The sequence below is a fragment of the Actinomadura oligospora ATCC 43269 genome, assembly GCF_000518265.1.
Taxonomy (GTDB): domain Bacteria; phylum Actinomycetota; class Actinomycetes; order Streptosporangiales; family Streptosporangiaceae; genus Spirillospora; species Spirillospora oligospora.
In genome coordinates, this window is record NZ_KI912411.1 from 382,207 (window position 1) to 395,582 (window position 13,376).

General features: G+C 73.2%; 12 protein-coding genes. 7 read left to right on the forward strand and 5 right to left on the reverse strand.

Translation table 11 applies throughout. The annotated features are described in order from the left end of the window. Nucleotides 1-67 precede the first annotated feature (67 nt). The 5 genes from P696_RS0138700 to P696_RS0138720 all read left to right on the forward strand — a co-directional run bounded on the left by P696_RS0138700 (nt 68) and on the right by P696_RS0138720 (nt 4,888). The gene (locus P696_RS0138700; RefSeq protein ID WP_245627972.1) at nt 68-1,459 is read left to right on the forward strand and encodes an MFS transporter; all 1,392 of its coding nucleotides are present in this window, start codon (nt 68-70) and stop codon (nt 1,457-1,459) included. Nucleotides 1,460-1,521: 62 nt separating this feature from the next. After that, nucleotides 1,522-2,310, forward strand: a complete 789-nt coding sequence (locus P696_RS0138705) for an RNA ligase family protein (protein ID WP_026416528.1) — start codon at nt 1,522-1,524, stop codon at nt 2,308-2,310. After that, a complete protein-coding gene (locus P696_RS0138710) occupies nt 2,294-3,418 on the forward strand; it encodes an AAA family ATPase (RefSeq protein ID WP_026416529.1) in 1,125 nt (374 codons plus the stop codon). The genes P696_RS0138705 and P696_RS0138710 overlap by 17 nt, the downstream gene beginning before the upstream one ends. A gap of 220 nt (nt 3,419-3,638) precedes the next feature. Beyond that, nucleotides 3,639-4,214 carry a GNAT family N-acetyltransferase gene (locus P696_RS0138715; protein ID WP_026416530.1) on the forward strand — a complete coding sequence of 192 codons (576 nt, stop codon included), beginning with the start codon at nt 3,639-3,641 and terminating at the stop codon, nt 4,212-4,214. Between the two features lie 155 nt (nt 4,215-4,369). Next, the gene (locus P696_RS0138720) at nt 4,370-4,888 is read left to right on the forward strand and encodes a pyridoxamine 5'-phosphate oxidase family protein (RefSeq protein WP_026416531.1); all 519 of its coding nucleotides are present in this window, start codon (nt 4,370-4,372) and stop codon (nt 4,886-4,888) included. A gap of 34 nt (nt 4,889-4,922) precedes the next feature. On the opposite strand, the gene P696_RS53415 is transcribed toward P696_RS0138720, so the two are convergent. From P696_RS53415 to P696_RS51010, 4 genes are all read right to left on the reverse strand, one after another. Continuing rightward, nucleotides 4,923-5,660, reverse strand: a complete 738-nt coding sequence (locus P696_RS53415) for a phosphatase PAP2 family protein (protein WP_064744272.1) — start codon at nt 5,658-5,660, stop codon at nt 4,923-4,925. 168 nt (nt 5,661-5,828) lie between these two features. Next, nucleotides 5,829-7,772, reverse strand: coding sequence for a glycoside hydrolase family 3 protein (locus P696_RS0138730; protein ID WP_084338861.1), 1,944 nt, complete (start codon nt 7,770-7,772; stop codon nt 5,829-5,831). A gap of 194 nt (nt 7,773-7,966) precedes the next feature. After that, a complete protein-coding gene (locus tag P696_RS51005) occupies nt 7,967-9,247 on the reverse strand; it encodes an AI-2E family transporter (protein ID WP_084338863.1) in 1,281 nt (426 codons plus the stop codon). A gap of 121 nt (nt 9,248-9,368) precedes the next feature. After that, entirely contained in the window at nt 9,369-10,181 is an 813-nt protein-coding gene (locus P696_RS51010; RefSeq protein ID WP_064744274.1) for a TetR/AcrR family transcriptional regulator, read from the reverse strand. 120 nt (nt 10,182-10,301) lie between these two features. On the opposite strand from P696_RS51010, the gene P696_RS0138745 reads away from it, so the two are divergent. Further along, nucleotides 10,302-11,270, forward strand: a complete 969-nt coding sequence (locus tag P696_RS0138745) for a daunorubicin resistance protein DrrA family ABC transporter ATP-binding protein (RefSeq protein WP_026416533.1) — start codon at nt 10,302-10,304, stop codon at nt 11,268-11,270. Nucleotides 11,271-11,299: 29 nt separating this feature from the next. Continuing rightward, nucleotides 11,300-12,235 carry an ABC transporter permease gene (locus tag P696_RS0138750; RefSeq protein ID WP_084338865.1) on the forward strand — a complete coding sequence of 312 codons (936 nt, stop codon included), beginning with the start codon at nt 11,300-11,302 and terminating at the stop codon, nt 12,233-12,235. A gap of 91 nt (nt 12,236-12,326) precedes the next feature. Here P696_RS0138750 and P696_RS51015 read toward each other — a convergent pair whose 3' ends face one another. Continuing rightward, nucleotides 12,327-13,373 (reverse strand): EamA family transporter, encoded by a 1,047-nt coding sequence (locus P696_RS51015; protein WP_064744276.1) that lies wholly within the window; start codon nt 13,371-13,373, stop codon nt 12,327-12,329. Between the last annotated feature and the right edge of the window lie 3 nt (nt 13,374-13,376).

A 13,376-nucleotide genomic window follows, 5' to 3' on the forward strand; every position in this document is an offset into this window, starting at 1 on the left:
GCCTTGCCCCCGGGCCGGACGGGACGTTTCGAGGTTCGGCGAAACGTCCGCGGGTGACCCTGGGCGCATGAGCTCCCCCACTGATATCCGCCCTGAGGCGAGGGTCGTCGCCGGAGCCGCGCGGCGGCGGGCGGCGCTGACCGTGGTGTGCGCCGGGATGTTCCTGGTGTTGCTGGACGTCACGATCGTCAACGTCACCTTGCCCGGGATCGGCCGGGCGCTCGATACCGGCCTGGCCGGGATGCAGGGCGTGGTGGACGGGTACGCGGTGGCGATCGCGGGCCTGCTGCTCGGCGGGGGCGCGCTCGGCGACCGGTTCGGGCACCGGCGGATGCTGGTGGCGGGTCTGGTGCTGTTCGGCGCGGCGTCGCTGGCGTGCGGGCTGGCGTCCGGGCCGGGCACGCTGATCGCCGCGCGGGCGGTGCAGGGCGCGGGCGCGGCAATGCTGCTGCCGGGCAGCCTTGCGGCGGTGACCCGGATGTTCCCGGATCCGGCGGAGCAGGCGCGGGCGCTCGGGGCGTGGGCGGCGGTGTCGTCGACGGCGCTCCCGGCGGGTCCGCTGCTCGGAGGTGTCCTGGTGGACGGCCCCGGCTGGCGGTGGATCTTCCTGCTGAACGTGCCGATCGTCGTGGCGGGGGTCGTGGGCGTCCTGCTTCTGGTGGAGCCGGATGCGCCCTCCGTGATGGGCCGGAGGCGGCTGGACGTGGCGGGGCTGGTGCTCGCGCCCGTGACGCTCGGCGCGCTGGTATGGGCGGTGATCCAGCTCGGGCACGGCGACCGCGCCGGGGCGTGGACGGCGGCGGGCGCGGCGGTCGTCGGGGCGGTGGCGCTGGTCCTGGTGGAGCGGCGGGCGGCGCATCCGCTGTTCCCGTCCGGGCTGGTGCGGGCTCCGGCGTTCCTCGGCGCGAACGGGGCGTCGCTGGTGATGAACCTGGTCACCAACGGGACGCTGTTCGTGGTGACGTTGCAGCTTCAGCAGGTGCAGGGCAGGTCGGCGCTCACCGCCGGGGTGATGCTGCTGCCGATAGCGGTTCCGCTGGTGCTCCTGGCGCCGTTGAGCGGCGCGCTGAACGCACGGTTCGGCCCGCGGCTTCCGGTCCGGGCGGGCATCGTGATCGCGCTGGTGGGCGCTCCGGCGCTGCTGCTGGCCGGGCCGCACGCCTCGTACGCGGTGCTCGTCCCGACGCTGGTGACGATCGGGATCGGGGACGGTCTGATCGTCGCGGCGGCGGTGTCGGCGGCGATGCGGACCGCGCCGTCCGGGCTGGCGGGGTTGGCGGGCGGGTTCAACAACACCGCGCGTCAGGTCGGGACGGCGCTCGGCGCGGCGGTGTTCGGTTCGGTCGCGGGGTCGCCGCTGCACGGGGCGGCGTTCGCGAGCGGGCTGCACGTCCTGGCGTGGGTGAGCGCGGCGCTGTGGCTGGCGGCGCTCGCGGGCACGGCCCTCATCCGCCTCTGACGGAAGCGCCCGGAGTGAAAACGGGTTGGCCTGGGCGCGAACGCGCCGGTACAACGAGGGACATGTTGCGCAAGTACCCGCGGACCCGGCACCTTCAGGGGTCCCGGCTGCAACCGGGCGACCATGACCTGTCGGCGGCGCCGTTCGGCGAGGTGGCGGGCCGGTACCTGGTGGTGGAGGAGAAGCTGGACGGCGCGAACGCCGGGATCAGCTTCTCCCCGTCCGGTGAGCTGCAATTGCAGAGCCGCGGGCACTACCTGACGGGCGGGCCGCGCGAGCGGCAGTTCGCGCCGTTGAAGGCGTGGGCGGCGTCCGTCCAGCACGCGTTGTGGCCGCGGCTGCGGGACCGGTACGTGATGTACGGCGAGTGGCTGTACGCCAAGCACACCGTCTTCTACGACGCGCTCCCCCACTACTTCTGCGAGTTCGACGTCCTCGACCAGCGGGACGGGACGTTCCTGTCCACCGCCGCACGGCGTGAGCTGCTGGACGGCGCGCCGGTCGTGTCGGTGCCGGTGCTGCGGACGGGTCCGGTGTCGGATCTGAAGGAGCTGACGGCGCTGGTCGGGCCGTCCACCTGCCGGACGCCGCGCTGGCGTGAGGCTCTGCGGGACGCGGCGGCGGCGACCGGCGCGGATCCGGAGCGGGTCGCCGCGGAGACCGACGCGGCCGACGAGATGGAGGGCCTCTACCTGAAGGTGGAGGAGGACGGGCGGACGGTCGGCCGCTACAAGTGGGTGCGGGCGAGTTTCCTCACCGCGATCCTGGACGCGGGGACGCACTGGCAGGACCGTCCGATCGTCGCCAACGGCCTGGCCGATCCGGAGGTGCTGTATGCGGGTGTGGGCTGAGCTGTGTCCGGCGCCGCCGACCTGGACGGTGCCGTGGGACGAGATCGTCGAGGCGTTCGTGTGGGTGCGGAGGCTGGCGGGGGTGCCGCAGGACGCCGTCCATCACGCCGAGGGCGACGTCGCGACGCACACGCGGATGGCGTGCGAGGCGCTCGCGGCGTCGCCGGAGTGGCGGGCGCGTCCGGAGGACGAGCGGCGGCGGCTGTTCGCGGCCGTCCTCATGCACGACGTCGCCAAGCCCGACTGCACGCGGCACGAGGACGACGGCTCGATCACCGCGCACGGGCATTCGCGGCGGGGCGACCTGTTGGTGCGGCGCATCCTGTGGGAGCTGGGCGCTCCGGTCGCGTGGCGGGAGCATGTGGCGGCGCTGGTGCGGCACCACCAGGTGCCGTTCTGGGCGCTGGAGCGCCCGAACCTGCGGCAGATCGCGTTCCGGGTGAGCCTGCTGGCGCGCAACGACGACCTGGTGCTGCTGGCGACCGCCGACATCCTCGGCCGGATCTGCGGCGACACCGCCGAGGTGCTGGAGAACATCGCCCTGTACCGGGAGTACTGCGCCGAGCAGCGCTGCCTGGACGCTCCGCGCGTGTTCCCGTCCGACCACGCGCGGTTCTGGTTCTTCCGCCGTCCGGACCGGGATCCGGACTGGGCGGCCTTCGACGACACGCGCGGCACGGTGACGGTCCTGTCGGGGCTGCCGGGTGTCGGGAAGGACCACTGGATCGCGGCGAACCGTCCGGGGCTGCCGGTGGTGAGCCTGGACGCGCTGCGCGCGGAGATGGGTGTCTCGCCGGCCGATGACCAGCGTCCGGTGGCGGCGGCCGCGCAGGAGCGGGCGCGGGTGCTCCTGCGGGCGGGCGAGTCGTTCGTATGGAACGCCACGAACGTGTCGCGGCAGCTGCGCGGGCAGGCGATCGGGCTGGTCGCGGACTACCGGGGGCGGGTGGAGGTCGCGGCACTGGAGGCCGCTCCGGGGATGCTGCGCGCCCGCAACCGGGCCCGTTCCGCGCCGGTCCCGGACGCGGTGATCGACCGGCTCGTCCGGCGGTGGGAAACGCCAGACCCGACCGAGGCGCACCGCGTGGACTGGATCGCCACGGACTGAGCGTGGACTGGACGGACTGAGCGTGGACTGGATCGCCACGGACTGACGCCACGCCCGGGATCCCGCCCCCGGGAACGCGGGGTGGCGGCCGTCCGGTGAGGGCTTCCCCGGGGGGAGTTCGCGGGGAACGGGTGGGGTGGGGCGGCGGCGGGCGCGCGGTAGGGAGCATGATCGGGAAATCCCTGTCGCGCCGCTGGTATGGCGACCGTAGGATCGTTGAATGTTGAAGCCCGTGTACCCGATCCGGACCGAACGTCTGGATCTGCGGCCGTTCGGCGATGAGGACCTCGCCGCGCTGTACGCCTACCAGTCACTTCCGGAGGTGGCCCGGTTCCTGTACTGGGAGCCCCGGTCGCTGGAGGAGTCACGGTCGTTCCTGCGGGACAAGAAGGCGGCGACCGGCTGGGAGCGGGAGGGCGACTGGCTGGTGCTGGCCGTGGTGTGGCGGGAGCGCGGCGAGGTGATCGGCGAGATCAACCTGCAGTGGAGCAGCCGCCGGGACCGCAGCGGCGAGATCGGCTACATCTTCAACCCGGCCTACTACGGCAAGGGGTTCGCGACCGAGGCGGCGCGGGCGGTGCTGCGGCTGGCGTTCGAGGAGGCGGGCCTGCACCGGGTGGTCGGGCGGCTGGACGCGCGCAACGACGCGTCCGCGCGGGTGCTCGAACGGCTGGGGATGCGGCGTGAGGCGCTGCTGCTGGAGAACGAGTTCGTCAAGGGCGAGTGGGCGAGCGAGCTGGTCTACGCGATGCTGCGCCGCGAGTGGGACGAGCAGACCGGCGCCAGGCGCCCCTGAGTTGGGTCCGGCGGGGGTCGCCGCCGTCCGCCGGTGTCCGCGCACGTCATGATCCACCTGACAGGGGATGTCAGTCTTTGGGGCGAGCATGGGTTTCGCCGGTCCGCGCCGATGGGAGGACGCGGATCGAGCCCAACGAACGGACGAGTACCCACATGCGCGAAACCCGAGAAGAGCTCGAGGAGTTGCAGGCCCTCCTGGACGCCTCGCTCTCCCGTTCCACCTCGCATCTCCGCTCGATCATCACCGCCGAGCGCACGCTGACCGCCGAGCAGCTCACCGGTGTCCTCACCGGGATGCGGACCCTGGCGCTGTCGACCGTGACGGCCAAGGGCGAGCCGCGGATCAGCGGGGCGGACGGGCATTTCCTGCACGGCAAGTGGCACTTCGGCACGGCCCGCGGGGCCGCCAAGGCCCGCCATCTGGCCGCCCGCCCGGCCGCCAGCGTCGCGCACATGCGCGATGAGGACCTGGGCGTGTTCACGCACGGCACGGTGGAGATCCTCAATCCGGCGGGCGGCGAGCCCGCCGCGGACTGGCCGTACCTGCTCGCCTACTTCAAGGACTTCTACGGCGACGACGCCTTCGACTGGAACGAGGAGGTCGTCTACTACCGGCTGCATCCGCACTGGATGAGCGTCTACGCCCCCGACCTCGCCAAGCTGACGGACTAGCTGACGGGTTGGAGGACGCGGCGGCGTGGCCGGGTCACTGGATCGCGCCGTCCGCCGACCGTTCCTCCAGGCCGTCCGCCGGGCCTGGTTGCGGCTGGCGGGCGGGGTGTTCGCGTGGGGCGGGGACGGAGGGCGGGGAGCCGGGGGCGATGAAGGCGCGTCCGATCGAGCCGAGGGCGATGCCGAGCCCCCATCCGGCGAGGGCGTCGGTGGGCCAGTGGTAGCCGAGGGTGACCACGGCGACGGCAACGGCGGCGATCAGGGCGTGCACGGCGATCCACCAGCGGCGGGAGGCGTGCATGAGGGCGGCGGCGACGGTGAGGCAGGCGGCGGAGTTGGCGGCGTGCCCGGACGGGTAGGACAGGTATCCGTCGGCGAACAGGTGGTCGGCGCCGACGCGGGGCGGGGTGCGGGCGAAGGCGATCTGCGCGGCGCGGACGACGGCCTCGGTGCCGAGCAGCCAGATCCCGGCGCGGACGGCCGTCCAGAGGTTGCGGCGGCGCCAGGCGGCGAGCAGGGCGGCGACGGCGACGAGCGTCCCGACGAGCCAGTACTGGCCGCCGTTGACGAGGGTGCGCCAGAACCAGTACTCGGCTCCGGTGGGGTCGGGCGGACCGTCCTCGAACAGCCGGGTGTCGGCATGGCGGAGCAGGCCGCCCGCCATCACGTCGAGTGTGGTGGCGACGGCGACGAGCGTCGCCAGGAGCGGCAGCGCCAGGTTCCGCATCGCGCGGCCCGGAAGGTGCCCGCCCCCCGATCGGAGCACCTGCATGCTCCGATCCTGCCTCATCGGAGCAGGTGAGAGGGCCTGACAGGCCGAACCGGCGCGGTTTCGGCACAGGCCCCGCACATGATTCTCATCACCGCGGGGACGGGGCGGGGCCCGGCGCGCGACGTCCGCGCCGGGCCCCTCGGGGTGTCCGGGGTCACTCGTCCCCGGTCACTTGCGGGGGTAGTCCAGGCCGTGTCCGAAGGGGTACAGGGTCTGGTCGGGGTTCCCGGCGACGGGGATGGAGACGGGCAGGCGTCCCTGGGGCCGGTTCGCGCCGAACAGGGTCGCGGCGGCGGCGTGCAGGGCGTCGGCCGTGTAGGAGAAGGTGGCCAGGTAGGCGGGTGCGGTGGGGAACGCGTTGATGTCGTAGGCGTCGCGGACGGCCACGACGACGACGGGCTTCCCGGTGGCGATCAGCGCCTTGACCAGGTCGGACTGGCCGGGGCCGTTGTGGCCGGTGTCGGTCTTGGTGTCCCAGGCGCGGTTGGTGACCACGACGGTGAGGTCGTGGGCGCGGGCCGCGGCGGCGGCCGAGGCGATGGCCGCGGGGGTGGGGCTGAGGCCGGTGTCGTGGGCGTCGGCGGTCGCGCCGTACTTGCCGATCTCGGTGGCGAGGGTCGCGGTGGTGGTCGTCCCCCAGCCGGTCACGTGGACGCTGCGCGGCCCGGGCGCGAGCGGAAGGGTGGCGCCGCCGGGCTGCGGGTCGTTCTTGACCAGGGTGGTGGTGCGGCCGGTGGCGCGGCGCGCGGCGGCCAGGTGGTCGGGCGATCCGACGACCTGGCCGACGCGGGACTCGTCGACGTAGGGGTCGGTGAACAGGCCGCGGCGCTGTTTGAGGTCCAGGACGCGGTAGACCGACTGGTCGATGCGGTCCTCGCTGAGCTCGCCGTTCCGCACGGCGTTCACGACGGCGTCGAGCTGGGTGGCGAACCGCCCGGCGGGCGGCTTGAGCAGGACGTCCACTCCGGCCTTGAGGGCCAGGACGGGGACGCGATCGTCGCCGTACTTGTCCCGGACGCCCTGCATGTCGAGCGCGTCGGTGATCACCAGGCCCCGGTAGTGCAGCTGGTCGCGCAGGATGCCGGTGACGATCGGGCGGGACAGGGTGGCGGGGTCGCCGGAGGGGTCCAGGGCGGGCACGACCAGGTGCCCGGTCATGATCGAGTCGGCGCCGGCGGCGATCGCGGCCCTGAACGGCGGCAGGTCGATGCTCTCCCACTGGGCGCGGGTGTGCCGGATGATCGGGACGGCGACGTGGCTGTCGGTGTCGGCGTCGCCGTGGCCGGGGAAGTGCTTGGCGGTGGCGGTGACGTTCGCCGAGCGGTAGCCGCCGAGCTGCGCGGTGACCATCCGGGACACCAGGGCGGGGTCGGAACCGAACGACCGGACGCCGATCACCGGGTTGGCGGGGTTGACGTTGACGTCGGAGTCGGGCGCGTAGTCGGTGTCGACGCCGATGGCGCGCAGTTCGGCGCCGGTGATGCGGGCGAGCGCGCGGGCGTCGGCGGCGCGGCGTCCGGCGGCCAGGGCCATCGCGCCGGGCTGCTGGGTGGCGGGCGCGCCGACGCGGGCGACGATGCCGCCCTCCTGGTCGATCGCGATCGTCGAGGGGATCGCGTGCCCGGCGGCGCGCGCGGCGCGCTGGATGCCGTTGGAGAACCCGGCGAGCTGCTGGGGGCTCGTGACGTTGTTGCCGTAGTAGATGATGCCGCCGGGCTGGTCGCGGGCGATGAGCTGGGCGGCGTTGTCCACCCCGTACAGGGCGCGGTTGGAGGCGACGTCCGCGGGGTTGGTGGTGTCGGCGGACATGCCGTAGACCTGCACGACGAACAGCTGGGCGACCTTCTGCCGCAGCGTCATGGAGTCGATCAGTTTCATCAGGTGCGGGTCGCGTCCCTGGGTGGTGCTCGTGCGCGCGGGGGTCGCGGCGTGGGCGGTGGTGGTGACCGCCGCGAGCGGTGTCGCGGCGAGCAGGGCGGCGGTCAGCGCGGCCGTGATCGGCGCGGCGCGCCGGATCCGGGGCCGGGCCTGGGGCCGGGGCTGCTGCCGGGCTTGGGACCGGCTCGCTGACGTGCGGGTTCGCGAGCTTCGACGCGTGGGCGTTCTGCGCATGGACGTTCCCCTTCCGCCCCCGAGAACGATCTTGCGTGTCGTCCGCACGCTAGCCGGGCGGGGGCGGCGCGTCCATGGCAGAACTCGACGAGCGGGACGCGTGGAACCGGTGAGCGGTGAGGGGCCGTCCGGTGGCGGGTGTCCGTTGGGCGCGGCGGGCGCGGCGGGCGCGGCGGGGGCGGCGGGGGCGGCGGTCAGTCGGGTTTGTCTTCGTGTTTGACGGAGGGTGCGGTGGTGAGGGGGTGTTCCTCGACGTCGTAGCGGCGGACGTAGGCGTTCACGAAGGCCTGGACGCTGGCGACGAACGGCAGGCTGAGGACGGCGCCGACGGGGCCGAGGATCGCCGCCCCGGCGATGACGACGCCGAACGCGACGGCGGGGTGCATGTTCAGGGTGCGGGCGGTGATGCGCGGCTGCAGGACGTAGTTCTCGAACTGCTGGTAGGCGATGACGAACAGCAGGACCCACAGCGCGGTCACGGGCGATTTGGTCAGGGCGATCAGGACGGGCGCTGCTCCGGCGAGGTAGGTCCCGACGGTGGGGATGAACTGGGACACCACGCCGACCCAGATCGCGAGCGTCAGCGCGTAGGGGACGTCCAGCAGGGTCAGCGCCGCGTAGTGGAACACCGAGGAGATCGCGGCGAGCAGGGCGCGGGAGTAGATGTAGCCGCCGGTCTTGTCGACGGCGATCGTCCAGGCGCGCAGCACCTGCCGCTGGCGTTGCGGGGGCAGCACGGAGCAGACGGTCCGGCGGAACCTCGGTCCCTGCGCGGACAGGTAGAAGGTGAACAGCAGCACGCCGAGGCCCTGGAACACGACGCCGAGCGTGGTCACCCCGATCCCCCAGACGTTCCCGGCCAGCCCCGACAGGTGTTTGGACAGCTCGCCGCTCACCGCGGGGATCTTGCTGACGAGGGTGTGCTTGGAGATGCGCGCGCCGAACGACCGGTTGACCCAGTCGATGATCTGGTCGGCGTACCTCGGGGCGGTGTCGACCAGGGTGGTGGTCTGCTTGATCAGCACCGAGCCGAGCGCGACGGCGAAGCCGAGGCCGAGGACGGCGATGAGCAGGAACATCAGTCCGGTGGCCAGGCCGCGCCGCCAGCCACGGGAGGCGAGCCAGTTCACGCCCGGTTCGATGGCGAACGCCAGGAACAGCGAGATCGCGAGGAGGAGGATCAGGCCGCGGAGCCGCGCCAGCAGCCACAGGCCGCCGCGGAAGGCGACCACGGTCGCGGCGGCGAGGACGAACGCGCGCGGCAGCCACGGCGGCATCCGCCGAGAGTCGCGGGGCGGAGCGCCTGAGGCGTCGGCGGCGTCGGAGGCGTCGTGCTCTTGGGCGGCCTGGGCCGGGGCGGGCCGGGGCTCAGCCTGGGATTCGGTCTGGTCGGGGTGGTCGTGGGCGCCCTTGGCCGGTTCGGCGCCTTCGGCGGGGTCGTCGTCGTCCGCGCCGGAGGCGGGGGTCTGCGCCATGGCAGGACGTTAACGGCGGCCTGTGCGCCGTCCGTGGTGTTGCCGCGCAGGTGGGACGAGGTTTTGCCCTCGTTTCGCGCAGCCCTTGCGGAGGCACGGCGTGGACGGCGGGTGGGTCCGGTCAGGAATCGGACGAGCCGGAGGGGCGGTCGGCCGCGACCTGGCTGACGCGGTCGCCGAACGTGCGGCGGGGTTCGTCGACGGCCTCGGTGGCGCGGTCGCCGGTCCGGTCATCGGCGGGGAGCGCGGTGTTCCGTGGTTTGACGGCGTAGTCGCCGATGCCGTGTTCGAGCAGGTCGAAGGTGCGGGCGGCGGCGGCGTGGACGCCGTCGCGCATCTCCTCGAGGGTCTCGCCGGCGAGTTTGCGCTCGGTGATCTCGTTCACCAGGCTCCACTGCGCGTTCATGATCATCGCAGCGACGATGCGGGGGGTGACGTCGTCGGGGTCGGCGCCGGTCTCGTCGGCGAGGACGCGCGCAAGCATGTCCTGGGCGGCCTGGCCGATCTCGCGCTGGCGGGCCATCAGCGCGGTGCTGTCGCGGACGGTGCGGACCCACACCTCGGCGCCCTCGTGGAAGCCGGTCTGGTACGAGCCCTGGTCGAGGCCCTCGAAGAACAGGCGGCGGTGGAACGCGACGACGGACTCGCCGGGGAGGCGGTCGTCGAACGCCCGGGCGACCCGGGTGACGATCTCGCCCTGCCGGTCGAAGAACAGGTCCTCCTTGGTGTGGAAGTAGTTGAAGACCGTGTTCACCGACACGTCGGCCTTGCGGGCGACGTCGGCGATGGTGACGTTGTCGAAGCCGCGCATCATGAACAGCCCGGTGGCGATGTCGGAGATCCGCCGCCGCGTCTCGCGCTTCTTGCGTTCACGCAGGCCGAGCTGGGGTTCTGCGGTGCGCTGCGGGCCGTCCGGCGTGGTCTGGTCACCCATGGGGAGATTCTAGGCGCTCTGGTGTCAGCACAAAGTTGGTGCGACCCCAAAATTGGGGTTACTCTATCGATGTCGTGGTGACGGACCGCGGCGTCGGGCTCGGCTTTGTCGGAGGTTTTCGTGATCGAGGCGCGCGGGCTGGCCCGCACCTTCACCGGTCGACGCGGCACCGTGGAGGCGGTGCGCGGGGTGGACCTGTCGGTGGCGTCCGGGGAGATCGTGGGGTTCCTCGGGCCGAACGGCGCGGGCAAGACCACCACGCTGCGCATGCTGACCACGCTGCTGGCGCCGACCGCGGGGTCGGCGACGGTCGCGGGACGTGACCTGCGGTCCGATCCGGCGGGGGTGCGGCGGCGCATCGGCTATGTGGCGCAGGGCGGCGGCACCGACCCGTCCGTCCCGGCGGCCGAGGAACTGGAGTTGCAGGCGCAGCTGTATGGGGTGGCGGACGCGTCGGCGCGGATCGGCGAGCTCGCGCGGCGGCTCGATCTGGATGGCGACGGGCTGCTGGCGCGCCCGTCGTCGGCGATGTCGGGCGGGCAGCGCAGGCGGCTGGACATCGCGCTCGGGCTGGTGCACCGTCCGCCGCTGGTGTTCCTGGACGAGCCGACCACGGGCCTGGATCCGCAGAGCCGCGGCAACCTGTGGGAGCACATCCGGCGGCTGCGCGACCAGGACGGCACGACGGTGTTCCTGACGACGCACTACCTCGACGAGGCCGACGCGCTGTGCGACCGCATCCTGATCATCGACCGGGGCCGGATCGTCGCCGAGGGCTCCCCCGCCGAGCTGAAGCGGCGGGTCTCCGGGGACGTGGTGACGGTGGAGCTGGCCGCGTCCGGCGCGCCGCTGGACCAGGTCGCCGCCCGGGCGCGCTCGGCGCTGGCCGACCATCCCGCGGTGCGTGAGGCGGCGGTGCTGGACGGTTCGCTGCGGCTGACCGTCGACGACGGCGAGCGGTCGCTGATGAGCCTGATCCGCGCTCTGGACGAGGCGGGCGTGGAGCTGGCCGCGTTGCGGATGGCGCGGCCGACGCTGGACGACGTGTTCCTGACCGTGACCGGCCGTTCCCTGCGGGACGCGGCCTGACCTGGCGTTTTTCAAGGAGAGGGTGAGTGATGGCGACGACGACGGCCGGTGTGTTCACCGGCCCCGACGACGAAGGCTCCGAAGGCGGTCCCTTGGGCCGTCCAGGAGGCGGGCCCGGAGACGGGGGTGGGGGCGAGAGCGGGGGCGGCTCGGCGTCTGGGCCTGGCGATGTCGGGGCTTCGGCGGTCGAGCGGTCCGGGCTGGTCCGGACGGCGCGCGACACGTGGCTGATCTTCCTGCGGTACGCGCGGCAGATGCTGCGGAACAAGGTCGGTGTGGTGTTCGGGCTGACGCAGCCGCTGCTGTACCTGGTGTTGTTCGGTCCGCTGCTGAGCAGGGTCGGCGGGGTGCAGGGCGCGGGTGGCGGCAACACGTGGCGGGCGTTCGTGCCGGGCATCCTGGTGCAGCTGGCGTTGTTCGGCGCGGGTTTCGTGGGGTTCGGTCTGATCGCGGATCTGCGCTCGGGTGTGGTGGAGCGCCTGCGGGTCACGCCGGTGTCGCGGCTGGCGCTGCTGCTGGGCCGGGTGCTGCGGGACACGCTGCTGCTGGTCGTCCAGGCGGTGATGCTGCTGGCGGCGAGCGTGGTCCTGGGGTTGCGGGCGCCGCTGTGGGGCATCGCGGTGGGTCTGGTGTTCGTGGCGCTGCTGGCGCTCAGCATCGCGTCGCTGTCCTACGTGCTGGCGATGGTGACCCGGGTCGAGGACGCCTTCGCGCCGCTGCTGTCGACGGTGACGCTGCCGTTGATGCTGCTGTCGGGGATCATCCTGCCGATGAGCATGGCGCCCGGCTGGCTCGACACGGTGTCGCGCTTCACGCCCTTCCGTTATGTGGTCGACGCGGCGCGCGCGGCGTTCCGGGGCGACTTCTCCTCGCCGTCGGTCCTGGAGGGCGCGGCCGTGACCGTGGCGTTGGTGGCGGTGTCGGTGACGCTCGGCACGCGCCGCTTCCTCCGGGAGAACGCCTGACCGCCCGACCCCCCTGACCCGCGCGGCGACGACCGGCATCCGTTCGCGGCTCGCCGCTCGCAGCTCGGATGGTCGGCGGTCGGCGGTCGGGTCAGGCGGTCGAATCGGAGACGGCGGCGTGGGCCGGTGTCGCCGGTGGGGTGACCGGCTCGCCATGGACGCCCTCGGTGTGGACGGCGCCGGTGTGGACGGGCTCGGAGGTGGCGGGGGTGGTGGTGACGGAGCGTTGGGCGAGGTAGGCGCCGGTGAGGACGATGGCACCGCCGAGGAGCTGGACGGGGGTGAGGTGTTCGTCGAGGACGATCCAGGCGATGAGGGTGGCGGCGACGGCCTCGGTGTAGGAGAGGGCTCCGGCGACCTGGGCGGAGAGGCGGTGGACGGCGGCGTTGCCGGTGATGTAGGCGAGGACGGTGCTGACGCCGATGATCCAGGCGGCGAGGGTCCAGCCGGGGGCCGTGTGCCCGGCGATGGGGACGGGGCCGGTGAGGACGTGCCAGGGCAGCGTCCAGGGCAGGGCGGGGACGGTGAGCAGGACGGCGGCGACGATGCCGCCGGCGGCGTTGGTGACCAGGGGGTCGACGCCGTCGCCCATGCGGTCGAGCAGGAGGAAGTAGGCGGCCTGGCAGGCGGCGGCGCCGAGGCCGGCGGCGAGGCCGAGGGCGTCGAGCCGCAGCCCGTCCCAGACCTGCACGACCAGGACGAGGCCGACCATCGCGACGGCGACGCCCTGCCCGGCGGTGCGGCGGACGGGCACGCGGCGGACCATCCGCATCCAGAGCAGGACGAGCACGGGCCCGCAGAACTCCAGCAGGATCGCGACGCCGACGGGGAGGCGTGAGGCGGCGAGGAAGTACAGGCCCTGGCATCCGGCGATGGCCGCGACGCCGTAGGCGAGGAGCGGGGCGAGGTGGGCGCGGACGGTCGTCCACGCGCCGCGTCCGCGGACGGCCGCGGCGAGGACGGTGAGGACGAGCGCGGCGCCGGCGATCCTCACCCACACGGCCTGGAGGGGGCTGAGCCCCGCCTCGATGAGGGCTTTGCCGAACGGTCCCGATCCACCGAAACAGACCGACGAAAGGATGATCAGTGCCAGCCCGCCGGCGCGGGTGCGTCCCGCGCCGGTTTCGAGGTTCGCCAATTC

Coding starts and splice junctions, on each gene's coding strand:
- P696_RS0138700 (WP_245627972.1), top strand. CDS start 68: ATGAGCTCCCCCACTGATATCCGCCCTGAGGCGAGGGTCGTCGCCGGA.
- P696_RS0138705 (WP_026416528.1), top strand. CDS start 1,522: ATGTTGCGCAAGTACCCGCGGACCCGGCACCTTCAGGGGTCCCGGCTG.
- P696_RS0138710 (WP_026416529.1), top strand. CDS start 2,294: ATGCGGGTGTGGGCTGAGCTGTGTCCGGCGCCGCCGACCTGGACGGTG.
- P696_RS0138715 (WP_026416530.1), top strand. CDS start 3,639: ATGTTGAAGCCCGTGTACCCGATCCGGACCGAACGTCTGGATCTGCGG.
- P696_RS0138720 (WP_026416531.1), top strand. CDS start 4,370: ATGCGCGAAACCCGAGAAGAGCTCGAGGAGTTGCAGGCCCTCCTGGAC.
- P696_RS53415 (WP_064744272.1), bottom strand. CDS start 5,660: ATGCAGGTGCTCCGATCGGGGGGCGGGCACCTTCCGGGCCGCGCGATG.
- P696_RS0138730 (WP_084338861.1), bottom strand. CDS start 7,772: ATGCGCAGAACGCCCACGCGTCGAAGCTCGCGAACCCGCACGTCAGCG.
- P696_RS51005 (WP_084338863.1), bottom strand. CDS start 9,247: ATGGCGCAGACCCCCGCCTCCGGCGCGGACGACGACGACCCCGCCGAA.
- P696_RS51010 (WP_064744274.1), bottom strand. CDS start 10,181: ATGGGTGACCAGACCACGCCGGACGGCCCGCAGCGCACCGCAGAACCC.
- P696_RS0138750 (WP_084338865.1), top strand. CDS start 11,300: ATGGCGACGACGACGGCCGGTGTGTTCACCGGCCCCGACGACGAAGGC.